The sequence below is a fragment of the Herbaspirillum frisingense GSF30 genome (assembly GCF_000300975.2).
Taxonomy (GTDB): domain Bacteria; phylum Pseudomonadota; class Gammaproteobacteria; order Burkholderiales; family Burkholderiaceae_D; genus Herbaspirillum; species Herbaspirillum frisingense.
Map to the genome: position 1 here is coordinate 1 of NZ_AEEC02000021.1, position 20,932 is coordinate 20,932.

Below are 20,932 nucleotides of genomic sequence, written 5' to 3' on the forward strand. Positions count from 1 at the left end.
AATAATATGCCAGGGTTCCGGCAGCCCAGTCCCTATGAACCCAACGTGAGCAACCTGTACCGCATGGGCAGGCAAGAAAAGTTACCCCCGTCGGCCGACGATCCCCAGGGTATGCGCGAAGCCTTCAACGCCCAGTGGTACCGCGAAGCCGAGCAGGGCCTGATCGAGAATCTGAGTCTGCGCATTCGTGATGGCGACGTCAGTGCGGTGCTGGGCAGCCTGTCCGAGGAGCCCGGCAAGCGCGGCCTGCTGGAGACCGTCGGCATGGCCGTGGTCGCCACGGATCACCAGAAGACCATTCTCATCGATTACGAACACGAAGGCGGTGTGCATGCAGTCGGGTATGTGATGGGCCTGAATTCGGTGACCGACTACTGGGATACCGAAGAACATCTGTTCCACGATCCACGCCGCGGCGAGTCATGGGAAGGTGGCACCAAGGATGGCCAACCTGGCCTCAAGCCCTATCAGGACTATGCCTGCCGCATCCAGGGCGAGGCGCTGGTGGGCATCAGCAAGAACTTCACCGATGCCTGGAACCGCGCCAAGGGGCGAGGTTCCCCGCTCAAGCGTGAGCACGACGTGCATCGCCCGCCTCCTGGCCTGTGGGAACCCCTGAGAGGCCAGGCCACGGTCAATGCCCAGATCGTGCGCACCCAGCCGGAAGAAGGCGACAAGACCATCAAGCGCCTATATCGCCAGGCCAGCAGCTTTGCGCGCAGTTACCTGTATGTGGAAAACCAGTATTTCCAGTACACCGAGTGGGCGCAGGAACTCAAGGAAAACCGCCACAACTTCGTCCAGGGATGCCAGCGCGCCGGCCTGAGCCTGGACGACGTACCGGTGCTGCATGTGATGGCGGTGATTCCGGCCCCGGAACTGGCGCAGATGGTGCCACGCACCTACGACACGGTACGCGCCCTGGGCCATGGAGAGTCCATGCCCAACCAGGACAAGCTGATCGAAGACGAGCTCCAGAAGCTGCGTGACTGGGAGCGCTATGTCAGCGAGAAGCGCGCCAAGGGTGAAGTGCCGAACCCCGTGCTCAAACCGGCCGAGCCCTCGACCCTGGCCCAAAGCGCTGCATCGACCGGTACCAGCAAGGAAAACGTCAGCGAGCAACTGAAGACATTGGGCATGCGCACGCTCATCGGCACCTTGTGGACCTACGACCATGCGTGGCGCTCACGAACGCCCTTGAAGGACGGTGAGTCAGCCAGGCTGGGCGACCGCTATCGTGAAATCTATATCCACAGCAAATTGATGGTGATCGATGACTCCATGTTTACGGTGGGCAGCGCCAATCTGAATCTGCGCTCGATGGCAGTGGATGCGGAGATCAATGTGGCTTGCGATGATCCCGCGATGAGTGCGCAGATCAGGAAGCATGTGTGGGGGAGGCATACGGGTGGGACGCAGGATGGGGGTGGGGGAAGTAATGTGGAGATTGCCAATACTTTCAACGATTGGCGAGACTTGCTCGCCGCCAACGCTGACAAGCGAGAGAAAGGTGAGCCACCTACTGGTTTCATCTTCCCCTTTAACGATGAACGAACAAGTAAGTTCCGACTGGCATAGCTACCCAATGAAAGCTCTTTCAAAACTACTCATCCTTCATTTCGTAATTCTCGCTCAACTCTCCTGTGCCATGAAAAATCCATCACGAAACATGCCACTTAAGGCATTTGATCCTCACCGCAAAGATTTTGTCTGCAAGTATGAAAGTGATGTCGTTCCGAAAATCGACGAACAAGCGGAACAATGGTTCCAGGAAGGGCTCGCCCTGACGAGTCATACCTTATGGCCAAACCAAAGAGACTACGTCAAGGCCGTACAGCTATGGCAACAGGCGGCCGAGAAAAACCACTGGAAAGCGCTGCTCAATCTCGCCAACGCCTATGCACACGGAGAAGGTGTTGCAAGAGATACTGAACACGCGGTGTTGATAGTGGAGAGCGCCATGAAGCTCGGAATCCCCGCCGCGTTTGATTTGATGGGAACCTATCATATGCACGGTATAGGGGTGAAGCAGGATGTCAGTCGGGCCTACGCGTTCTGGGAATTGGCTGTTGAGATGGGGAGCCCGAGTGCAATGGCTTTTCTTGGGAAGAAAATGGAGGCCCTCTACGATAGCCCGCCTGCATTTTGGGCGAATCGGAAGATCGCGCTTAAATTGCTGGAATGTGGTTTTCGGCAAGGTAGCGGGGATTCCGCATTCAACCTTGGCGCAACCATTAGAGGCGAGAATCCGGAACTGAATGAGGATAACCAATTAGCATTACATATCCTTCAGGAGGGAGTTCGATTGGGTAACGCCATGTCTGCCATTTCTCTATCGAGCGCATTTGGTAACGGCAAGCCCTTAGTAGGTGGCGGCAAAGATAATTCTCGTAGAGAACGGTATTCTCTTCTTTCCGATGCATTGCAACGCAATCCCGACCTCCGCTTCCCCAACCTGGACAAGATTCTTCCACTTCCCCCCGCCAAGCTCCCCATGTGGAACGGCGACCGCAACACCCTGCTCGACGCGGCCAAGCCAATTCTTCCCCGACCCGCCGCACCACCTCCACCCGAACCGACCCCAGCCTGGCTGCTTACCGGCCGTGCCCATATCGAACCGGGCCGACAACTCCCCGAGCAACCACAACGCCAGATCACACCCCAGTACGAAAGCACGGCAGCCCCCGAAACCGGCTACTGGATCGCCCGCCTGATGCATCCGGTCAGCGAGCGTCATCGTGCGTGGGATGCGCAGCAGCTGCCGATGCGCTATCTGAAGGGTGAGCTCTTCGATCGCAGCCGGACCGGGCTGCAAGATGAAGATGGGCGCATCCGCTTCCATTATCTGGGTGAGGCCATCGACCAATTGCCACCGGCGCCAATCAAGGACGATCCCCGTGTGACCCGCCGCGCAGCGCGCTATAGCGATACCCCGAAAACGGAGCGCTACTACAGAAGCCATTCACCTTGCCCGCGCACGGGCATATGGCGTCCTTATCTACCGGATACACATCCCTTGCATGCCTCCTTCAATCGCTGGGATCGGCAGGCCTATGTGAGAAAGGGTATGCCGTTTCCTGCGGTGGTCACCGATCGTCCCGGTATCGAAGAGAAGGAGATCCTCTGGCAATGGATGGCCAATGCCAACGAGGTACGCAATGGTCTGGAATATGTGACGCTGACCACCGGTGAAGATGACGGGGCGCATGATTAAACCTTCCTGATGGTCAAGGTTTAATCGAATAGAAGCCGTCTGGATCGGACAAGGGCTTCTCTAACGCATCCCGCCCCGCGTCTGCTTGGGCAGTTCCCCAAACCGCTCCCGATAGTACGCAGAGAAACGTCCGAGGTGACCAAAGCCGAATTCGAAGGCGGTGTCGGTGATGTTGGCGCCGGGATGGGTCAACAGGCGTTCGCGTACCGCGTCCAGGCGGATGTTGCGCAGCAGGTCCATGGGGGCCACGCCGTATTGCTGGTGGCACAGCGCATTGAGCGCGCGTACGCTCACGCCGGCGGCACTGGCCAGGTCGGCCAGCGCCAGCGGTGCGCACAGGCGGGTGCGGATGTAACGCTCCAGCATGTCCAGCCGCTGCAGCTTGCCGGCGCCTACCAGGCTGTCGCCGGATTCGCTGGCCGCGAGCTGCGCGCTGCCGGGAACACCCAGCACCGGCTGCACCGTGCTGGTCAGTTGCGACAGCAGGAATTGCGCGGCACTGCGTTCGAAATGGCGAATCCACTCGCCATGCCCCTCGCTCTGCCCGGGCAGGGCTAGCACGCGCAGCAGCGACTGGATCAGCAGGTCCCAGTGCGGCGCGGCCTGCTGCGGCAGCAGGAACAGCGAGGGCATATTGGCCGGTCCGGGCTGGCCCAGTGCGCTCAGTTCTTCGAACAGCGCCAGGGGTACCTTCAGGATCAGTTGCTCGGAACCCGCCTGCCACCACAGGCGCAGATTCCGTTTTGGTGCGATCAGCGCGGTCTTGCCCTGCGGGATGCACACTTTCTGGCCGTCCGATTCGATCTCGGCCGTGCCGGAGAGTGTCATGTGGACCAGGGCGAAGCCATTGAACAGGCGTGGCCGCACGATGACTTCGGCGCCGTACTTCAGCATGAAGATCTGCAACTGCTGGATGGCGGCCTTGAAGAGCACGGTGTCGACGTCGTCACCCTTCCAGAACAGATCGTGTTCCGACAGTTCGTTGGCGACCTGGGCGTGGCAGTCGACCTTGCGGGTGGACTGGAACACGCGGCGACGATACAGCGGCTCCAGACTGAGCGCATGGACAGTGTTGAGCATGTTAACCTCTTAACGGTCCCGCCCGCGCAGTGCCGGTTGCGGGGGAGACGTTGGTACCGGGTGGTGATGCAGTACGGGCGCACCGGCCGATGGCCAGAAGTGCGCCGCACCTTCATGGATTGCAGGACCGGGAGGCGCGCTGTCTGCTTTCCCTTCAGTCAGCGAGCCTCGCGGTCAATGCAATGAGGTTGCAAGTTTCATGCCCGCCAGGAGGACGGGCAGGGGCAAAGATGGGGCAGGGTGCTGCGGTTCATGTCGGTCTCCTCTACGGTCTTCTGGTCGGGCCTGCGCTGGCGTGGGCGCTGGCCTCGCTGTGGTGGTGCGCACGGCACGCGTGGAAGGCGTCGTGTGCTCGGCTCTGCGGCCGTTGGCCTTGGATTCTATGCCCAGGGCGGGAGAACGTACAATATCAAATCAGCATCATGGTATGCCCCGGAGGTATAGTGGAACTTCGCCATCTCAAGTATTTCAACGCCGTCGCCAGCACCCTCAGCTTCAGCCGTGCGGCCGAATTGCTGCACATCGCCCAGCCGCCCCTGAGCCGGCAGATCCGCCAGCTGGAAGACTTGCTGGGGGCCGAACTGATCGACCGTGCCTCGCGACCCATCGCCCTGACCATGGCCGGCAAGTTCTTCTACGAGCAGACCCTGCAGGTATTGGCGCGGCTGGAGCAGATCGAGGAAGGCACCCGTCTCATCGCCAAGGGACAGCAGCACTGGTTCAACATCGGCTTCGTGCCGTCGGCGCTGTATGGTCTGCTGCCGGAAATGATCAAGCGTTTCCGGACCGAACTGCCGGATATCGAGATCGGCTTTTCCGAGATCGTCACCATGGAACAGATCGAGGCACTCAAGTCCGGCCGCATCGATGTCGGCTTCGGCCGCCTGCCCATCACCGATCCCGACATCGTCTGCGAGACCATCGTGGAAGAGCCGCTGGTGGCGGTGTTTCCGCTGGGTCACGCGCTGCTGGCGCGCAACAAGGTGACGCTGGCGCAACTGGCCGAGGAGCGCTTCATCCTCTATCCGGCGCGTCCGCGTCCCAGCTATGCGGACCAGGTGCTGGAAATCTTTTCCAGTCGCGGTCTGCGGCCCACCATCGTCAAGGAAGCCAACGAAATGCAGACCGCCATCGGCCTGGTCGCGGCCGGGGTCGGCGTGACCCTGGTGCCGCGTTCGGTGCAGGGGCTGCACCGGTCGGACGTGGTCTATCGGCCCTTGTCCAACAAGGGTGTGCATTCGCCGGTGATCATGAATTTCCGGGCCAACGACCGCTCCGTGCTGCTGGAGAAATTGCGCGCCACGGCATCAGGCATCGCGCAGATGCATGCAGAGGAATATCCCTGAGCTTGGCCGGAAAGACAACGGGCCATGCACAAGGCATGGCCCGTTCCATCATGATGCCCTGCCTGCTCAGGCGGCCAGGCGCGGACGGTTGATGTCGGCCTTGGGCAGATCGCCCTGTTCCGGCAGCAGGCTGAAGTTGAACTCGATGGCATAGAAGGGCGCATCGACTTCGTGCTTGCGCAGTTCGGCCGGGTCGGTCACATGCGTCATCTCCGGCACCAGGCCCTCGCGGGTAGCGAAGGCGAAGTCATCCCACAGATACGGATCGCCGGCGATGTTGATCTGCGTGGTCAGCTTGCGATAGCCCGGCACGGTGACGAAGAAGTGGATGTGCGCAGGACGGCTGCCATGACGGCCCAGCTTGTTGAGCAGGCGGTCGGTGGCGCCGCCCGGGGGCACGCTGTAGCCGACCGGCACGCGGCTGCGGAAGCGATAACGGCCCTGCTCGTCGGTACGGATGGAGCAGCGCAGGTTGAACGGGGTCTGGTCCGGATCGAAGAAGGAATAACGGCCCAGGTGGTTGGCGTGCCAGACTTCCACCAGCGCATTGGCCAGCGGCTTGCCGTGCTCGTCGCAGACCTGGCCTTGCATGAAGAGGGTGTCGCCCGGTTGCTCGTCCTTGTCCATGCGCGCAAAGCCCTTCTGTTCGGGTGCGCCCGAGACGTACAGCGGACCTTCGATAGTGCGCGGGGTGCCGCCCTGCACGCCACGACGCGCTTCGGCTTCGTCCATGCGCAGGTCGAGGAAGTGCTCGAAGCCCAGGCCGGCGGCGATCAGGCCATATTCGCCGGACTTGCCGGCCGAGGTCAGATAATCCACGGCAGCCCAAAATTCTTCCGGCTGCACATCCAGGTCTTCAATCGTATAAAACATGTCGCGCACGATGCGGTTGACGATGGTCTTGACACGCTGGTTCCCTTCCGCGAGCTCGGTGCTCTCGATTTTCTGCAATACCGCGTCGATGGCTTTCTTGTCCACGTTGTCTCTCCTGTCTCTGGTTGGATGTGGTTGGCTTGCTCTGGTGTCGCTGGCCGGTGAATGTCAGGCCAGCGAGACCAGCGGGGTCTTGCGGTCGCGGCGCAGTGCGTTGACGCGATCCTGGTCGAGTTCGATGCCCAGGCCGGGGCCGGTGGGCAATTCGAGGGCGAAGTCGCGATAGCGCAGCGGCGTGGCGAGGATTTCTTCGGTCAGCAGCAGCGGGCCGAACAGTTCGGTGCCCCAGGCCAGGGCACCGAAGGTGGCGAACAGCTGGGCCGAGGCCATGGTGCCGATGGCACCTTCCAGCATGGTGCCGCCATACAGATCGACCTGTGCCGCACCGGCGATGGCGGCGACCTGCTGGGCGCCGGCCAGGCCGCCGGACTGGTTGATCTTCACGGCAAACACGTCGGCCGCGCCCACGCGTGCCAGCTGGTAGGCGTCCTGCGGTCCGTGCAGGCTTTCATCTGCCATGATGGCGATGCGGTTCTTCTGGCGCAGGCGGCGCAGTCCGTCGTGGTTGCCGGCGGCAATGGGCTGCTCCACCAGATCGACGCCGGCATCGGCCAGCAACCGCATGCCCAGCATGGCATCGGTCTCGGTCCAGGCCTGGTTGACGTCCACCCGCACGCTGCCGCGCTCGCCGATGGCGCGCTTGATCGCTGCCACGTGGGCGCAATCCTGCTGCACGGTGCGGGCGCCGATCTTGAGCTTGAAGATGTTGTGACGGCGCTGGGCCAGCATCTTCTCGGCTTCCTCGATGTCGCGGGTGGTGTCGCCGCTGGCCAGGGTCCAGGCGATCGGCAGGCTCTCACGTACGCGGCCGCCGAAGAGGGTGGACAAGGGCACGCCCAGGCGGCGCGCCAGCGCATCGCACAGCGCGGTCTCGATGGCGCACTTGGCGAAGCGGTTGCCCTGCACGTGCTCGTCCAGCAGGTGCATGCGTGCGGCGACCTGGTTGGCGTCGGCGCCGAGCAACAGTGGCGTCATGTAGGTCTCGATGTTGACCTTGATGCTTTCCGGGCTTTCTTCGCCATAGGCCAGCCCACCGATGGTGGTGGCTTCGCCCCAGCCGGCGATGCCGTCGTTGCCGGTGATGCGCACCAGGACCAGGGTCTGGCGATGCATGGTGGTCATCGACAGGCGATGCGGGCGGATGGTGGGAACGTCCAGCAGCAGGACCTCGACGGTCTCGATGGAGGTGGCGGGCAAGGATGAGCTCAAGATGAAATCCGGGTAAGTGGTGATGAGTGCTGGCAAGCGATGACTTGCCGCATCATAGGAAAAAAGCGCGCCGGGTGTCCAAGACCGTTTCGGGCATGCTGCATACCTCTTAGGTATAACGTCCTTGCCGTGCAAAAAACGGATAAGCCAGGCCGGAAAGATTGCAAATGGTGGATATCCGGACCGGCAGGCACTACCTAAGATGCGTCCTATACCGGGCCAGACCTGGTGTCTAACGATGAGGACACGCCGCATGAACACATCCACCCAGCCTGATCAGCAAGGCTATGCACCGCTGGTGCAGTTTCCCCGCGCCGACGGCGCCCGTACCCCCTACAAGGTATTCAGCTCCAAGGAGGTCTACGACCTGGAGCAGGAGCGCATCTATCGCGGCGAGACCTGGAGTTTCCTGGCCCTGGAGGCGGAGATTCCCAACAATGGCGACTTCAAGAGCACGTTCGTCGGCGATACCCCGGTGGTGGTGACCCGTACCGAAGACGGCAGCCTGGCCGCCTGGGTCAACAAGTGTTCGCACCGGGGCGCCGTGGTCTGCCGCACTCCGCGTGGCAATGCCAGTTCCCACAGCTGTGCTTATCACCAGTGGAGCTTCGATTCGCGTGGCAACCTGCTGGGCGTGCCGTTCCGCCGCGGCCAGAAGGGTGCGGCCGGCATGGCCAAGGACTTCGATCCCAAGTGCCATGGCCTGCGCCAGTTGCGCGTGGACAGCTACAAGGGCCTGGTCTTCGCCACCTTCAGCCAGACCGTGGAATCGCTGCCGGACTACATAGGCGCCGAGATGCGCCCCTGGATCGACCGCATCTTCCACAAGCCCATCGTCTACCTGGGCTGCACCCGCCAGTATTCCAAGTCCAACTGGAAGCTCTACCTGGAAAACGTCAAGGACCCGTACCACGCCAGTCTGTTACACCTGTTCCACACCACCTTCAATATCTTCCGCGTGGGCATGAAGGCGCGCTCGCTGGCTGACAAGCATCATGGCCTGCACAGCATCATCACCGCTACCAAGAACGAGGTGGAGACCGCCGATGCCTACAAGCAACAGGAGATCCGTTCCTTCGACGAGGGTTTCTCGCTGCAGGACCCGTCGGTGCTGGGCCAGATCAAGGAATACGAGGAACTGACCACCAACCACATCCAGCCCATCTTCCCGCAGCTGGTGGTGCAACAGATCCACAACACCCTGGTGGCGCGCCAGTTGCTGCCCAAGGGGCCCAACAACTTCGAGCTGATCTTCCACTTCTTCGGTTACGAGGACGACACCCCGGAACTGCGCGCCCTGCGCATCAAGCAGGCCAACCTGGTGGGGCCGGCCGGCTACATCTCGATGGAAGACACCGAGGCCACCGAACTGGTGCAGCGTGGCACCGCGCGTGACCCGGATCACTGCTCGGTGATCGACATGGCGCGCGACAACCCGGACCAGGAAGACACCCTGATCACCGAAAGCCTGATCCGCAAGTTCTGGATGGGCTACCAGAAACTGATGGGCTTCCCGTCCATCGAAAAGGCATGAACGAGGCACAGCAGATGGAAAACATGGAACAGATGACATTGTGGTTCGCCCTGCACCAATTGCAGGAGCGTTACGTCCACGCCCTCGACAACGACCGCCTGGAAGAGTGGCCCGAATTCTTCACCGATGACTGCCTCTACGAGATCATCCCGCGTGAAAACGCCGATGCCGGCCTGCCCATCGGCATCATCTACTGCGACAGCAAGAAGATGCTGCATGACCGCGTGCTCTCGCTGCGCCATGCCAACATCTACGAGGCGCACACCTATCGTCACATGACGTCCGGACTGGTGTTCACCCAGAACGCCGACGGTTCGGTCGATGCGCAGTCCAGCTATGTGGTGGTGCAGACCTTGCAGAACGGTGAGTCCTTCGTCTACCAGGCTGGTCGCTATGAAGACCGCGTGGTCAAGACCGACGCCGGCTGGCGCTACGCCCGTCGCCGCGTGATCTACGACACGCTGCGCGTGGCGACGCTGTTGGCCACTCCCATCTGAGGTCGGTATGAGCGAGTGGTTCGATGTCGGCCATGCCGATGATTTCGCCGAAGGTGAGGTTGCCGCGGCCAGGGCAGGTAGCCAGGCAGTGGCAATGTTCCGCCTGGGTGAAGAGATTTTTGCGCTCAAGGACTTGTGCACCCACGGCAATGCCAAGCTCTCCGATGGCTATGTCGAGGATGGTTGCGTCGAATGTCCGCTGCACCAGGGCCTGTTCGATATCCGCAGCGGCGCACCGCGTTGTGCGCCGGTGACCGAGGCCGTGCGCAGCTTCCCGGTGCGGGTGGTGGCGGGGCGGGTCGAGGTCGGCGTCGGCGTCGGCGTCGGCGATGCCGCGCAGACCGGAGAAGGCGCGGCAGCCGCTCAGGACGCCGCACCGCAGTTGGTGCAGGCCAGCGTGGAAAGCATGGAGCGCGCTGCGCCGGACGTGGCGATCCTGCGCCTGCGTTGCGCCGCGCCCCTGTCCTGGCGTGCCGGACAATACATCGACCTGCTGCTGGAAGACGGCCAGCGCCGCAGCTATTCCATGGCCACCCATGCTGGTGCCGGCAGCGACCTGCTGGAGCTGCATGTGCGTCACCTGCCCGGTGGCGTGTTCACCGATCGTGTCTTCGGCGGCATGCAGCCGGGCCAGGCGCTCACGCTGGAAGGGCCGACCGGCAGCTTCTATCTGCGTGAAGGCGCGCAGCCGGTGATCCTGCTGGCCAGTGGCACAGGATTTGCTCCGGTCAAGGCGCTGGTGGAAGAGGCGATCGCCGTCGGCAATACCCGGCCCATGCGCTTGTACTGGGGGGGCCGTCGCACCGCTGATCTCTACCTGGATGCGCTGTGCCGCGACTGGGCGACGACGCTGCCCTGGTTCGAGTATGTGCCGGTGCTATCGGAGGCGGATTCCGCTTCCGGCTGGCAGGGGCGCACCGGCTTCGTCCACCAGGCCGTGATGCAGGATGTTCCTGCGATGCAGCAATATCAGGTCTATGCCTGTGGCGCACCGGTCGTGGTAGAGTCAGCGCGGCGCGATTTCACGGCCGCCTGCGGCCTGCCTGAGACAGCCTTTTTCGCGGACTCCTTCCTTTCGAAGGCCGACCTGCGGACATAGGACGGCAGGCCGGCGCATGCGTTGAACCAGGCTTTCATCGACGCAGGGCGTACCGTCTACACCGCATTGCAACATCACGACGATTTCAAACCATCAAGAACCTAGAGGGGAATCCAGGCATGAACCGACTGACTAAAGTGGCAGGTGCAGTAATGATGGCAATGGCAGCAGGCGCGAGCCTGTCGGCCCAGGCGGCCGACGTGGTGAAGGTCGGCTTCCTGACTACCCTGAGCGGCCCGGCCAGCGCGCCCGGCGTGGACGAGCGCGAAGGCTTCATGCTGGCCCTGAAGACCCTGGGCAACAAGCTCGGCGGCGTGAGCGCCGAAGTCATCGTGGTGGATGACCAGTTCAGCCCGGATGCCGCCAAGCAGGGCGCGGACCGCCTGATCAAGCGCGAGAAGGTCGACATCCTGAGCGGCTTCGTCTATTCCAACATCCTGCTGGCGGTGGCGCCGGCTGCCTTTGCCAGCAAGACCGTGGTGGTCAGCGCCAATGCCGGACCTGCCCAGCTGGCCGGTGCCGGCTGTAATCCCTATTTCTTCAGCGCCAGCTACCAGAACGATGCGACCCACGAAGCCGCCGGCAAGCTGATGGCCGACAAGGGCTATCAGCGCGTGGCCATCATCGCCCCCAACTATCCGGCGGGCAAGGATGCCTCGGCCGGCTTCAAGCGCTTCCTGAAGAAGGAACCGGCGGTGGAGCTGTTCCCCAAGCTGGGCCAGCTTGATTTCGCCACCGAGATCGCCCAGCTGCGCGCAGCCAACATCGACGCGGTGTACTTCTTCCTGCCGGGCGGCATGGGCGTGAACTTCGTCAAGCAATATGCCGCTGCCGGCATGGACCCCAAGATCGTGCGCGTGATGCCGGCCTATGACGCCGACCAGCAGATGCTGTCCAACGGCGACCTGATCGCCGGCGTGGCCAATACCGGCCAGTGGTCGGCCGACCTGCCCAATGAGCAGAACCGCGCCTTCGTCGCCGCCTACGTCAAGGAATACGGTCGCCAGCCCTCGATGTATGCCTCCCAGGCCTATGACGCGGCCATGCTCATTGATAGCGCCGTCAAGGCCGTCGGTGGCAAGGTGGACAACCGTGAGGCCCTGATCGCCGCCATGAAGGCTGCCAGTTTCAAGTCGGTGCGCGGTGGCTTCAAGTTCGCGGCCAACCACTTCCCGATCCAGAACCAGTATGCGCGGGTGGTGACCAAGGGCGCCGACGGCAAGTACGTCAACAACATGACGCAGACGCTGTTGACCGACCACGTCGACGCCTACGTCGGCGAATGCAAGATGCAATAAGGGCGGACGATCTTGGGTAATCTGATCTTCGAGCAGGTGCTCAACAGCCTGCAGTTCGGCGTCATGCTGTTCCTGATCGCATCAGGATTGACGCTGATCTTCGGTGTGATGAACTTCGTGAACCTGGCGCACGGCAGCTTCTTCATGATCGGCGCCTATGTGGCGGCGGTGGTGGCCGGTGCCAGCGGATCGTTCTGGCTGGGCCTGCTGGTGGCCCTGCCGGTCACCGCTGCGCTGGGCTTCCTGCTGGAGTGGCTGGTGTTTCGCCGGCTCTACAAGAAGGACCACATGGTGCACGTGCTGGCCACCTTCGCCTTCATCCTGATCTTCAACGATGGCGTGCGCATGATCTGGGGGCCGCAACCGCTGCCGCTGAACATGCCGGCCGCCTTCGCCGGACCGGTCAATCTGCTGGGCCTGCCTTACTCCAGCTATCGCCTGCTGGTGATGGCGGTGGGTGTGGCGGTGGCCATCGGCCTGTACTTCCTGATCAACCGTACCCGCATCGGCATGTGGGTGCGCGCCGGAGCCAACAACCTGGAGATGGTCACGGCCATGGGCATCAACATCCGCCTGCTGTTCCGGCTGGTGTTCAGCTTCGGCCTGTTGCTGGCGGCACTGGCCGGCATCATGCTGGGACCGCTGGTGGCGGTGCAGGCCGGCATGGGTGACGATGTGCTGATCCTGGCCTTCGTGGTGGTGGTCATCGGCGGCATCGGCTCGGTGCCGGGCGCGGCCATCGGCGCGCTCATCGTGGGCGTGGTCGATACCCTGGGGCGCGGTCTGCTGCCGTCCCTGTTCGCGCTGTTCCTGAGCGCCGACGCCGCCGCTTCGGTGGGTCCGGCGCTGGGCTCGATGATGATCTACCTGGTGATGATCGCGGTGCTGTTCTGGCGCCCCAGCGGTCTGTTCCCGGCACGTACCTGAGGAGTCTCATGCAACGTCTGTTCGTTCCCCTGCTGCTGGTCCTGGCGGTGCTGCTGCCGATACTGGCGCAGGCCACCGGGATGGAGTACTACATCGGCGTGGTCACACGCATCCTGATCTTTTCGATGGTGGCGGCCAGCCTGAACTTCATCCTCGGCTATGGCGGCATGGTCAGCTTCGGCCATGCGGTGTTCTTCGGCCTGGGCGCCTACGTGACCGCCATCGCCAGTTTCCATGGCGTCACCAGCGCCTGGCTGATCTGGCTGCTGGCGGCTTTGGTGACGGCGCTGGTCGGCCTGGGCATCGGTGCCATCGCGCTGCGTACACGGGCGGTCTATTTCATCATGATCACCATGGCGCTGGCGCAACTGTTCTACTACTTCTTCGTCGGCCTGCGCTTCTACGGCGGCGATGACGGCCTGCAGGTCAATGCCCGCCCGGTGCTGGGCCTGGGTCTGGATATCAGTGGCGACAATGGTTTCTACTGGGTGGTGCTGGCCTGGCTGGCGCTGTCCTACCTGTTGCTTGGGCGCCTGCTGGCCTCGCGCTTCGGCCTGGCCCTCAATGCAATCCGTCAGAACGAGCGGCGCGCCCAGGCCATCGGCTACCCGGCCATGCGCTACAAGCTGGCCGCCTTCGTGATTGCGGCCGTCATCGCCGGCATCGCCGGCAGCCTGATCGGGATGAGCAACCTGTTCGCCAGCCCCAAGCTCTTGCACTGGTCGCAGTCCGGCATCCTGCTGGTGATGGTGGCCCTGGGTGGGGTGGGATATTTCTACGGCGGCCTGCTGGGGGCGGCGGCCTTCCTGCTGCTGGAAGAAGTGCTGTCCACCCATTTCGAATACTGGCAGATCTATGTCGGCCTGATCCTGTTGCTGGTGGTGATGGTGGCGCCGCGCGGCGTGAGTTCGCTGGCCACCATCGGCAAGACCTTGAAGCAGGGAGAGCAACATGGCGCATGAGCACGTCGCCGCATCGGGCGCGCAGGCGCTGTCGGTCCGGGGCCTGAAGAAAAACTATGGCGGACTGGCCGCCACCCGCGATGTCCATCTGGAGATCGCGGCCGGCCAGGTGCACGCCATCATCGGCCCCAACGGTGCCGGCAAGACCACGCTGCTGTCGCTGCTCTCGGGCGCGCTGGCGGCCGATGCCGGCGAGATCTACCTGTTCGGCCAGGCCATGCACGGTCATGCCGAGCAAGCCAGGGTGGCGGCCGGGCTGGTGCGCTCCTTCCAGATCACCAGCGTCTTCGATGAACTGAGCGTGCTGGAAAACCTGCAGGTGGCCGTACAGCGCGGCCAGCATCGCAGCTATGGCTTCTTCCACGCCAGCGCCAGCGACCGCCTGGCGCGGGAAGCCGCGCTGGAGGTGGCACGCCGGGTCGGGCTGGAGAAGGTGGCGCACCAGTTGTCGTCGCAGTTGTCGCACGCGGCGCGACGGCGCCTGGATGTCGGCCTGGCCATTGCCTGCCGACCGCGCGTGCTGTTGATGGATGAGCCCATGGCCGGCATGGGCCACGAGGAATCGGGCGACATGATCGCTTTGATCCAGTCGCTCAAGCAGGAACTCACCGTGGTGCTGGTCGAGCATGACATGGACGCCGTCTTCGCCCTGGCTGACCGCATCACCGTGCTGGTACAGGGCGCGGTGCTGGCCACCGGCAGCGTGGACGAGATTCGCGCCAATGCCGAGGTCAAGCTGGCTTACCTGGGTGAGGAGGAAACACAATGAGTGCATTGCTGGAGGTGGAAGGCCTCACTGGCGGCTATGGGGCCAGCCAGGTGCTGTTCGGGATCGACCTGCGTGTCAGCGAGGGCGAAGTGGTCACCCTGCTGGGCCGCAATGGCATGGGCAAGACCACCACGCTGCGCACCATCCTGGGCCTGAACCGGCCTACCGGCGGCCAGGTGCGTTTCCGTGGCGAAGCCATCCATGCCGCCAGCGCCGACGCCATTGCGCGACGCGGGATCGCCATCGTTCCCGAGGGCCGGCAGATCTTCAAGAACCTGAGCGTGGAAGAAAACCTGTCTGCCTTCGCCGCCCGTCGCAACGGACGCGACAATCCGTGGACGCTGGAGAAGATCTATCAGCAGTTCCCGCGCCTGAAGGAGCGCCGCGGCAACGGTGGCGGCCAGCTCTCGGGCGGCGAACAGCAGATGCTGGCCATCGGTCGCGCGCTGATGACCAACCCGCATCTGCTGATCCTGGATGAAGCCACCGAAGGCCTGGCGCCGCTGGTGCGCGAGGAAATCTGGTCCTGCCTGAAAGCCCTGCGCGAATACGGCCTGACCATCATCGTCATCGACAAGTACATCAAGCGCCTGATCGGCTTTGCCGACCAGCACACCATCCTGGAAAAGGGCAAGGTGGTCTGGCAGGGCGATTCTGCGCAACTGTCGGTGCAGACCGAACTGTGGGACCAGTATCTGAGCGTTTAAGCGCGTTGAATGGTCTTGCGAACTGCCTTAAGGAAAAGATAATGCCCGCGCCCCAATCGTTGACCACCACCCGTCGCGTCCTCTGCCCTGAAGCCGACTGCGAAGCAGGTTACAACCTCAAGGCAGCCTTCCCGGACTTTCCGCAGGTCCTGCAGCAATGGCAGCAGGCCACCGCCGCCATTGCCGGCACGCTGCTGACCGAGGCCGATATCGCCTATGGCAGCGGGCCGCTGCAGCGTTTCGATTTCTACCGCGCCGATGGTGGCGAGCGTCCCTTGCTGGTGTTCATCCATGGTGGCTATTGGCAGGGTGGCGACAAGCAGGACATCGGCTTCATCGCCGCGCCCTATGTGCAGGCCGGCATCAGCGTGGCGGTGATCAACTATTCGCTGGCCCCGCAGGCGCGCATCGAGGACATGGTGGACGAGGTGCATGCCTGCCTGGCGTCGATCAGGGGCATGGCGCACAAGCTGCAGATCGATCCGGCGCGCATCTCGCTGATGGGGCATTCGGCCGGCGGGCATCTGGCGGCCTTCGTGGCGGCGCAACTGGCGGCACAGGTCGGCGCACAAGCGGTGCAGGCGGTGTTTGCGATCAGTGGCGTATTCGATCTGGTACCGCTGATCCCCACTTCGCTGAACCGCGCCCTGACGCTGGATGTCGCCCGTGCCGACGCACTGAGCCCGGTGCTGCAGGCTGGCCCGGCCAGTACCCGCGTGCACACCATCATCGGTGAGCAGGAGACGGTGCAATTCCATCTGCAGGCGGCGGTGATGGCCAACTGCTGGTCGCAGGTGGTGGCCCATCACGTGGTACCGCAGACCCATCACTACACGGTGCTGTTCCCGCTGGCCGATGCGGCCAGTCCGGTGTGCCAGGCGGTGATCAGGGAGATGCTCGGCTGAGGCCGACGGCTCCCCGTCACTGACTGCGGCCCACCGGTCGTAACGCTACCAACCACCGCCCAACGCCCGATACAGGCCCACGCTGGCGCGTGCCGATTCGGCCTCGGCCACGATCAGCTGGTCCTGTGCGGCCAGCAGCTGGCGCGTCTGTTCCAGCACTTCCACGCGACTCTCGGCACCATGGTCGAAGGCCTCGGTGACCGCTCTCAAGGCTTCCTCGCTGGCCGCCTTCTGCTGTTGCAGGGCCATACGCCGCTGGTCGACTTCGCTCTCGTTGACCAGCGCGTTTTCCACATCCTCGGTGGCCTTCAGCATGGCCTGGCGGAAGCGCGACAGGTCTTCCGCATGGGCGCCTTTGGCCGCCGCCACTTCCGCATCCACCCGACCGAAATCGAACAGGCGCCAGCGCAGGCCCGCTACCGCCGTGGGCTGCAGGGTGCGCTCGGAGAGTTCGAAGCGCGACAGGCTCTCGAAACCCAGCAAGCCCGATAAGGACAGCTTGGGGTAGTACTCCGACATGGCCACGCCGATACGGGCGTTCGATGCCGCCAGCCGGCGCTCGGCCGCCATCACATCGGGACGGCGGCGCAGCAGTTGGGCCGGTGCCGGCAGGGCCTCCAGGGAGGGGGCGGCGGCCATGGTCGGCGCATCGCTGGTCCACTGGGTCGCCAGGCTGCCGGGTGCCGCCCCCATCAGGACATCGAGCCGATTGCGCTGGACCTCGATCTCGGCGCGTACCGGTGTGACCGCGGCGCGCGCGCCGGCCAGCCGGGCCTGCGCCTGGGCCAGTTCGCGACGATTGGAAAACCCATCCTGCAGCCGCAGCGCCACCAGTTCACTCAACTGGCGCTCGGCGGCGATCTGCTGTTCCAGCACCTGGAGCCGCGCTTGCGCCCCACGCATCCGGAAATAGGCATCGGCCGCTTCGGCGGCCAGCGATATCCGCACGCCCAGGCCATCGGCGGCGGCGGCCTCGGCGCTGGCGAGATCGGCTTCGCGCTGGCGATGCAGGCCACCGAAGAGATCGATTTCCCAACTGGCGCCGAGGCCCAGGTCGTATTGCGTGTGGTTGCGCTCGTAACCCGGGAAGTTGCTGGCGATCTGGCCCAGCGGACTGCGCAGCGACTGCCGCTGCTGCTGCACCTGCAGGTTGGCGCTGGCGCTGGGCAGCAGGTCGGCATCGGCCAGTTGTGCCACCGCACGGGCCTGCTCGACGCGGGCCAGGGCGGCCTGCAGGTCCAGGTTCTGGGCCAGCACGCGATCGATGATGCGATCCAGCACCGGGTCGTGGAAACCGGACCACCATTGGCGCAGCGCCTCGGTGGAGGCCTGCTGATTGGTGGAGACCTGCGCCGTTGCGCCGGCATGGGCATAGCGGGCCGGCAGCACCGCGCCCGGGGCATCGCCGCTGGCGTAATCGGGGCCGACGGCGCAGGCGCTCAGCGTGGTGGCGACCAGGAGAGCGAGCAGGCTCAGGGGGAGGGAGCGGGGGCGGGATTGCATGCGCTTGCCTTTCGTGGGGTTCGATGAGTTACTTGCAAATTGATAGTTGCCAGTGTAAAGTCACTTTCATTGTGAAAGCAACTGGTTTGTTCCCGATGTGGTGATCCCGCTCCCGTCTTTCGCCTGTTGCTGATGTGTCATTCCCCTTTTTCTTTTCCATCCACCGATCCTTGCAAGGAGTTGTTCCATGGCCCATCCCCTCTCACCCGACAGCAATCCACCGGCTGTGCGCAAACGGATGACGGGCAAGGCCCATCTGGGGCTGGCGGTGGGCGGCGTAGCCGCGTTGGCGCTGGCCTTCTATGGCTGGCACTGGTGGCAGCATGGGCGTTACCAGCAGGACACGGACGATGCCTATGTCGGCGGCGACATCACCGTCATCAGTGCCAAGGTGCCGGGCTACATTGCTACCGTGGCGGTGGGCGACAACCAGGTGGTGCATGCCGGCGACCTGCTGGCCAGGCTGGACGACCGCGACTACCGCGCCGCGCTGGCCCGCGCCGATGGCGCCGTGGCCGCCCGCAAGGCTGAACTCGCCAACCTGGAGGCCACCCGTGCCGTGCAGGCGGCGCTGATCGCGCAGGCCAAGGCCACCGTGGACGCCAGCCAGGCCGAGATCGTGCGCAGCCAGGACGATGATCGCCGTTTCGAGCGGCTGGTGGACAAGGCGGCGGTGTCGGTGCAGGCGGCCCAGAAGGCTGCGGCCGATTACCGCCAGGCGGCGGCCAACGGTCAGAAGGCCCAGGCCGGGCTGGCCGTGGCCACGCGCCAACTGGCCGTGATCGATACCCAGCAGCAGCAGGCCGTAGCCGGCCTGGCCCAGGCCATGGCCGAGCGTGAAGCAGCCAGCCTCAACCTGGGCTATACGGAATTGCGTGCTCCCATCGACGGCGTGGTCGGCAACCGCCGCGCCCGTGCCGGCGCCTATGCGGCCACGGCCAGCCAGCTGATGGTGATCGTGCCGGCTCACGGCCTGTGGGTCGACGCCAATTTCAAGGAAAGCCAACTGGCCGGCATCCAGCCCGGTGACCCCGCGACCATTGAGGCCGATGCCGTGCCGGGCCGGGTCTTCCATGGTCGGGTGGCCAGCGTGGCGCCGGCCACCGGCGCCCAGTTCAGCGTGCTGCCGCCGGAAAACGCCACCGGCAACTTCACCAAGATCGTGCAGCGGGTACCGGTGCGCATCGTCCTCGACCAGGCCGATGCGGCGCTGGATGCGCTGCGCCCCGGCCTGTCGGTGGTGGCGCGGGTCGACCACCGGAGCCAGGGATCATGAGCGCCAGCGCGGCAGCGGCGGGGCAACTGATCCAGCCGTCGCAGATGACGACTTCCGCCAAGGTCTTCGCCTTTGGCGTGATGTGCATCGGCATGTTCGTGGCACTGCTGGATATCCAGATCGTCTCGGCCTCGCTGCGCGACATCGGCGGCGGCCTGTCGGCCGGCAATGATGAAACCACCTGGGTACAGACCAGCTACCTGATCGCCGAGATCATCGTCATCCCGCTCTCCGGCTGGCTCACGCGCACCATGTCCACGCGCTGGCTGTTCGCCTTCTCGGCCGCCGGCTTCACCCTGACCAGCCTGCTGTGCGGGCTGGCCTGGAACATCCAGAGCATGATCGTGTTCCGCGCCATGCAGGGTTTCCTGGGCGGGTCGATGATCCCCACCGTCTTCACCACCGCCTTCGCCTTCTTCGACAACAAGCAGCGCGTCATCGCCGCCTCCACCATCGGTGCCATCGCCTCGCTGGCGCCCACGCTGGGCCCCACCGTGGGCGGCTGGATCACCGATCACTACAGCTGGCACTGGCTGTTCTTCATCAACCTGCTGCCGGGCATCTTCATCACCCTGACCGTGCCGCGCCTGGTGCGCATCGACCTGCCGGACTGGTCGCTGCTGCGGCGGGCCGACTATCCGGGGATCATCCTGATGTCGCTGTTCCTCGGCTGTCTCGAATACACCCTGGAAGAAGGCCCGCGCTGGGACTGGATGGGCGACCCGGTCATCGCCACCACCGCCTGGGTGGCGGGCATTGCCGGCGTGCTCTTCGTCTGGCGCAGCCTGACGGCCGCCGAACCGGTGGTGGACCTGCGGGCGCTGAAGGATCGCAATTTCGCGCTGGGCTGCTTCTTTTCCTTCGTCACCGGCATCGGCATCTTCGCCACGATCTACCTGACCCCGCTGTTCCTGGGACGGGTGCGCGGTTTCAGCGCCTTGCAGATCGGGCTGGCGGTGTTTTCCACCGGCGTGTTCCAGATCATGTCCATCCCGCTGTATGCCTGGCTGACCAAACGCATGGACCTGCGCTGGATCATGATGCTCGGGCTGGGTCTGTTTGCGCTGTCGATGTGGCAGTTCGTGCCGATCACGCATGAGTGGGGTTGGGCGCAACTGCTGCTGCCGCAGGCACTGCGCGGCGTGGCCCAGCAACTCGCGGTGCCACCGACGGTGACGCTGACTCTGGGTGGCCTGGCGCCGGCACGACTGAAGTTCGCCTCGGGCCTGTTCAACCTGATGCGCAACCTGGGCGGCGCCATTGGCATTGCGCTATGCGCCACCATCCTCAACGACCGTACCAACCTGCACTTCATGCGCCTGGCCGAGCACCTCAACGGCGCCAGCGAATCCATGCTGCAGTGGCAGGGGGCGGTGGGCGATGCCCTGAGCACGCAACTGGGTGACGCGCTGGCAGGACAGGCTGCCGCCTTGCGCCAGCTGTGGCAACTGACCTATCGCGAGGCGCAGACAATGACCTTCTCGGACGCCTTCCTGGCCGTGATGGTGTGCTTCATCATCGCCACCCTGATGGCGCCGCTGATGCGCAAGGTGGTACCGCCCAAGGCGCCCTCGGCAGATGCGCATTGAGGGCAGGGCGGCCCGGCGTGTCAC

Annotated in this window: 19 protein-coding genes; 14 read left to right on the forward strand and 5 right to left on the reverse strand. The window is 63.9% G+C overall.

Going from position 1 to position 20,932, the window contains the following annotated elements; all coding sequences use genetic code 11:
- Positions 1-1,578, forward strand: a 1,578-nt coding sequence (locus HFRIS_RS15050) for a phospholipase D-like domain-containing protein (protein ID WP_006464254.1), incomplete at its 5' end; no start/stop codon positions are given.
- Positions 1,511-3,214 carry an SEL1-like repeat protein gene (locus tag HFRIS_RS15055; RefSeq protein ID WP_244436306.1) on the forward strand — a complete coding sequence of 568 codons (1,704 nt, stop codon included), beginning with the start codon at positions 1,511-1,513 and terminating at the stop codon, positions 3,212-3,214. The genes HFRIS_RS15050 and HFRIS_RS15055, both read left to right, overlap by 68 nt.
- A gap of 60 nt (positions 3,215-3,274) precedes the next feature.
- On the opposite strand, the gene HFRIS_RS15060 is transcribed toward HFRIS_RS15055, so the two are convergent.
- Positions 3,275-4,294: an AraC family transcriptional regulator gene (locus HFRIS_RS15060; RefSeq protein WP_006464256.1), complete on the reverse strand. Its 1,020-nt coding sequence runs from the start codon at positions 4,292-4,294 to the stop codon at positions 3,275-3,277.
- 443 nt (positions 4,295-4,737) lie between these two features.
- Between HFRIS_RS15060 and HFRIS_RS15065 the strand changes: the two genes are divergently transcribed.
- Entirely contained in the window at positions 4,738-5,640 is a 903-nt protein-coding gene (locus HFRIS_RS15065) for a LysR family transcriptional regulator (RefSeq protein WP_006464257.1), read from the forward strand.
- A gap of 66 nt (positions 5,641-5,706) precedes the next feature.
- Here the strand turns inward: HFRIS_RS15065 and catA are convergent, their stop codons facing one another.
- Together catA and HFRIS_RS15075 are read right to left on the reverse strand one after the other, a co-directional pair.
- Positions 5,707-6,618 carry a catechol 1,2-dioxygenase gene (catA, locus tag HFRIS_RS15070; protein WP_006464258.1) on the reverse strand — a complete coding sequence of 304 codons (912 nt, stop codon included), beginning with the start codon at positions 6,616-6,618 and terminating at the stop codon, positions 5,707-5,709.
- A gap of 63 nt (positions 6,619-6,681) precedes the next feature.
- Positions 6,682-7,842: a muconate/chloromuconate family cycloisomerase gene (locus HFRIS_RS15075; protein WP_152486704.1), complete on the reverse strand. Its 1,161-nt coding sequence runs from the start codon at positions 7,840-7,842 to the stop codon at positions 6,682-6,684.
- A gap of 253 nt (positions 7,843-8,095) precedes the next feature.
- Here HFRIS_RS15075 and andAc point away from each other — a divergent pair, with 253 nt between their 5' ends.
- The 9 genes from andAc (at position 8,096) to HFRIS_RS15120 (ending at position 16,540) form a co-directional block, all read left to right on the forward strand.
- Positions 8,096-9,376, forward strand: coding sequence for an anthranilate 1,2-dioxygenase large subunit AndAc (andAc, locus tag HFRIS_RS15080; protein ID WP_006464260.1), 1,281 nt, complete (start codon positions 8,096-8,098; stop codon positions 9,374-9,376).
- The gene (andAd, locus tag HFRIS_RS15085; protein WP_006464261.1) at positions 9,373-9,873 is read left to right on the forward strand and encodes an anthranilate 1,2-dioxygenase small subunit AndAd; all 501 of its coding nucleotides are present in this window, start codon (positions 9,373-9,375) and stop codon (positions 9,871-9,873) included. The genes andAc and andAd overlap by 4 nt, the downstream gene beginning before the upstream one ends.
- A gap of 7 nt (positions 9,874-9,880) precedes the next feature.
- On the forward strand, positions 9,881-10,972 hold the full coding sequence (gene andAb, locus HFRIS_RS15090) for an anthranilate 1,2-dioxygenase ferredoxin subunit AndAb (RefSeq protein ID WP_006464262.1): 1,092 nt from the start codon (positions 9,881-9,883) through the stop codon (positions 10,970-10,972).
- A gap of 119 nt (positions 10,973-11,091) precedes the next feature.
- Positions 11,092-12,270: an ABC transporter substrate-binding protein gene (locus tag HFRIS_RS15095; RefSeq protein WP_039875950.1), complete on the forward strand. Its 1,179-nt coding sequence runs from the start codon at positions 11,092-11,094 to the stop codon at positions 12,268-12,270.
- A 12-nt stretch (positions 12,271-12,282) separates the two neighbouring features.
- The gene (locus tag HFRIS_RS15100) at positions 12,283-13,197 is read left to right on the forward strand and encodes a branched-chain amino acid ABC transporter permease (protein ID WP_006464264.1); all 915 of its coding nucleotides are present in this window, start codon (positions 12,283-12,285) and stop codon (positions 13,195-13,197) included.
- A gap of 8 nt (positions 13,198-13,205) precedes the next feature.
- On the forward strand, positions 13,206-14,159 hold the full coding sequence (locus tag HFRIS_RS15105) for a branched-chain amino acid ABC transporter permease (protein WP_006464265.1): 954 nt from the start codon (positions 13,206-13,208) through the stop codon (positions 14,157-14,159).
- Positions 14,149-14,928: an ABC transporter ATP-binding protein gene (locus HFRIS_RS15110; protein WP_006464266.1), complete on the forward strand. Its 780-nt coding sequence runs from the start codon at positions 14,149-14,151 to the stop codon at positions 14,926-14,928. The genes HFRIS_RS15105 and HFRIS_RS15110 overlap by 11 nt, the downstream gene beginning before the upstream one ends.
- On the forward strand, positions 14,925-15,635 hold the full coding sequence (locus HFRIS_RS15115; RefSeq protein WP_039875955.1) for an ABC transporter ATP-binding protein: 711 nt from the start codon (positions 14,925-14,927) through the stop codon (positions 15,633-15,635). The genes HFRIS_RS15110 and HFRIS_RS15115 overlap by 4 nt, the downstream gene beginning before the upstream one ends.
- 41 nt (positions 15,636-15,676) lie before the next feature.
- Positions 15,677-16,540, forward strand: a complete 864-nt coding sequence (locus HFRIS_RS15120; protein WP_006464268.1) for an alpha/beta hydrolase — start codon at positions 15,677-15,679, stop codon at positions 16,538-16,540.
- 45 nt (positions 16,541-16,585) lie between these two features.
- Here the strand turns inward: HFRIS_RS15120 and HFRIS_RS15125 are convergent, their stop codons facing one another.
- The gene (locus HFRIS_RS15125) at positions 16,586-18,043 is read right to left on the reverse strand and encodes an efflux transporter outer membrane subunit (protein ID WP_006464269.1); all 1,458 of its coding nucleotides are present in this window, start codon (positions 18,041-18,043) and stop codon (positions 16,586-16,588) included.
- A gap of 66 nt (positions 18,044-18,109) precedes the next feature.
- Positions 18,110-18,232, reverse strand: coding sequence for a hypothetical protein (locus tag HFRIS_RS25955; protein ID WP_275450450.1), 123 nt, complete (start codon positions 18,230-18,232; stop codon positions 18,110-18,112).
- Between HFRIS_RS25955 and HFRIS_RS15130 the strand changes: the two genes are divergently transcribed.
- Both HFRIS_RS15130 and HFRIS_RS15135 read left to right on the forward strand, forming a co-directional pair.
- Positions 18,231-19,319: an HlyD family secretion protein gene (locus tag HFRIS_RS15130; RefSeq protein ID WP_006464270.1), complete on the forward strand. Its 1,089-nt coding sequence runs from the start codon at positions 18,231-18,233 to the stop codon at positions 19,317-19,319. The two genes, HFRIS_RS25955 and HFRIS_RS15130, sit on opposite strands and share 2 nt — an antisense overlap.
- Positions 19,316-20,908, forward strand: coding sequence for a DHA2 family efflux MFS transporter permease subunit (locus HFRIS_RS15135; protein ID WP_006464271.1), 1,593 nt, complete (start codon positions 19,316-19,318; stop codon positions 20,906-20,908). The genes HFRIS_RS15130 and HFRIS_RS15135 overlap by 4 nt, the downstream gene beginning before the upstream one ends.
- Positions 20,909-20,932: the final 24 nt, after the last annotated feature.

Excerpts from the sequence above, each read along its gene's own strand:
- HFRIS_RS15060 (WP_006464256.1), bottom strand. The coding sequence starts at position 4,294 with ATGCTCAACACTGTCCATGCGCTCAGTCTGGAGCCGCTGTATCGTCGC.
- andAc (WP_006464260.1), top strand. The coding sequence starts at position 8,096 with ATGAACACATCCACCCAGCCTGATCAGCAAGGCTATGCACCGCTGGTG.
- andAd (WP_006464261.1), top strand. The coding sequence starts at position 9,373 with ATGAACGAGGCACAGCAGATGGAAAACATGGAACAGATGACATTGTGG.
- andAb (WP_006464262.1), top strand. The coding sequence starts at position 9,881 with ATGAGCGAGTGGTTCGATGTCGGCCATGCCGATGATTTCGCCGAAGGT.
- HFRIS_RS15095 (WP_039875950.1), top strand. The coding sequence starts at position 11,092 with ATGAACCGACTGACTAAAGTGGCAGGTGCAGTAATGATGGCAATGGCA.
- HFRIS_RS15105 (WP_006464265.1), top strand. The coding sequence starts at position 13,206 with ATGCAACGTCTGTTCGTTCCCCTGCTGCTGGTCCTGGCGGTGCTGCTG.
- HFRIS_RS15110 (WP_006464266.1), top strand. The coding sequence starts at position 14,149 with ATGGCGCATGAGCACGTCGCCGCATCGGGCGCGCAGGCGCTGTCGGTC.
- HFRIS_RS15115 (WP_039875955.1), top strand. The coding sequence starts at position 14,925 with ATGAGTGCATTGCTGGAGGTGGAAGGCCTCACTGGCGGCTATGGGGCC.
- HFRIS_RS15120 (WP_006464268.1), top strand. The coding sequence starts at position 15,677 with ATGCCCGCGCCCCAATCGTTGACCACCACCCGTCGCGTCCTCTGCCCT.
- HFRIS_RS15125 (WP_006464269.1), bottom strand. The coding sequence starts at position 18,043 with ATGCAATCCCGCCCCCGCTCCCTCCCCCTGAGCCTGCTCGCTCTCCTG.
- HFRIS_RS15130 (WP_006464270.1), top strand. The coding sequence starts at position 18,231 with ATGGCCCATCCCCTCTCACCCGACAGCAATCCACCGGCTGTGCGCAAA.
- HFRIS_RS25955 (WP_275450450.1), bottom strand. The coding sequence starts at position 18,232 with ATGGAACAACTCCTTGCAAGGATCGGTGGATGGAAAAGAAAAAGGGGA.
- HFRIS_RS15135 (WP_006464271.1), top strand. The coding sequence starts at position 19,316 with ATGAGCGCCAGCGCGGCAGCGGCGGGGCAACTGATCCAGCCGTCGCAG.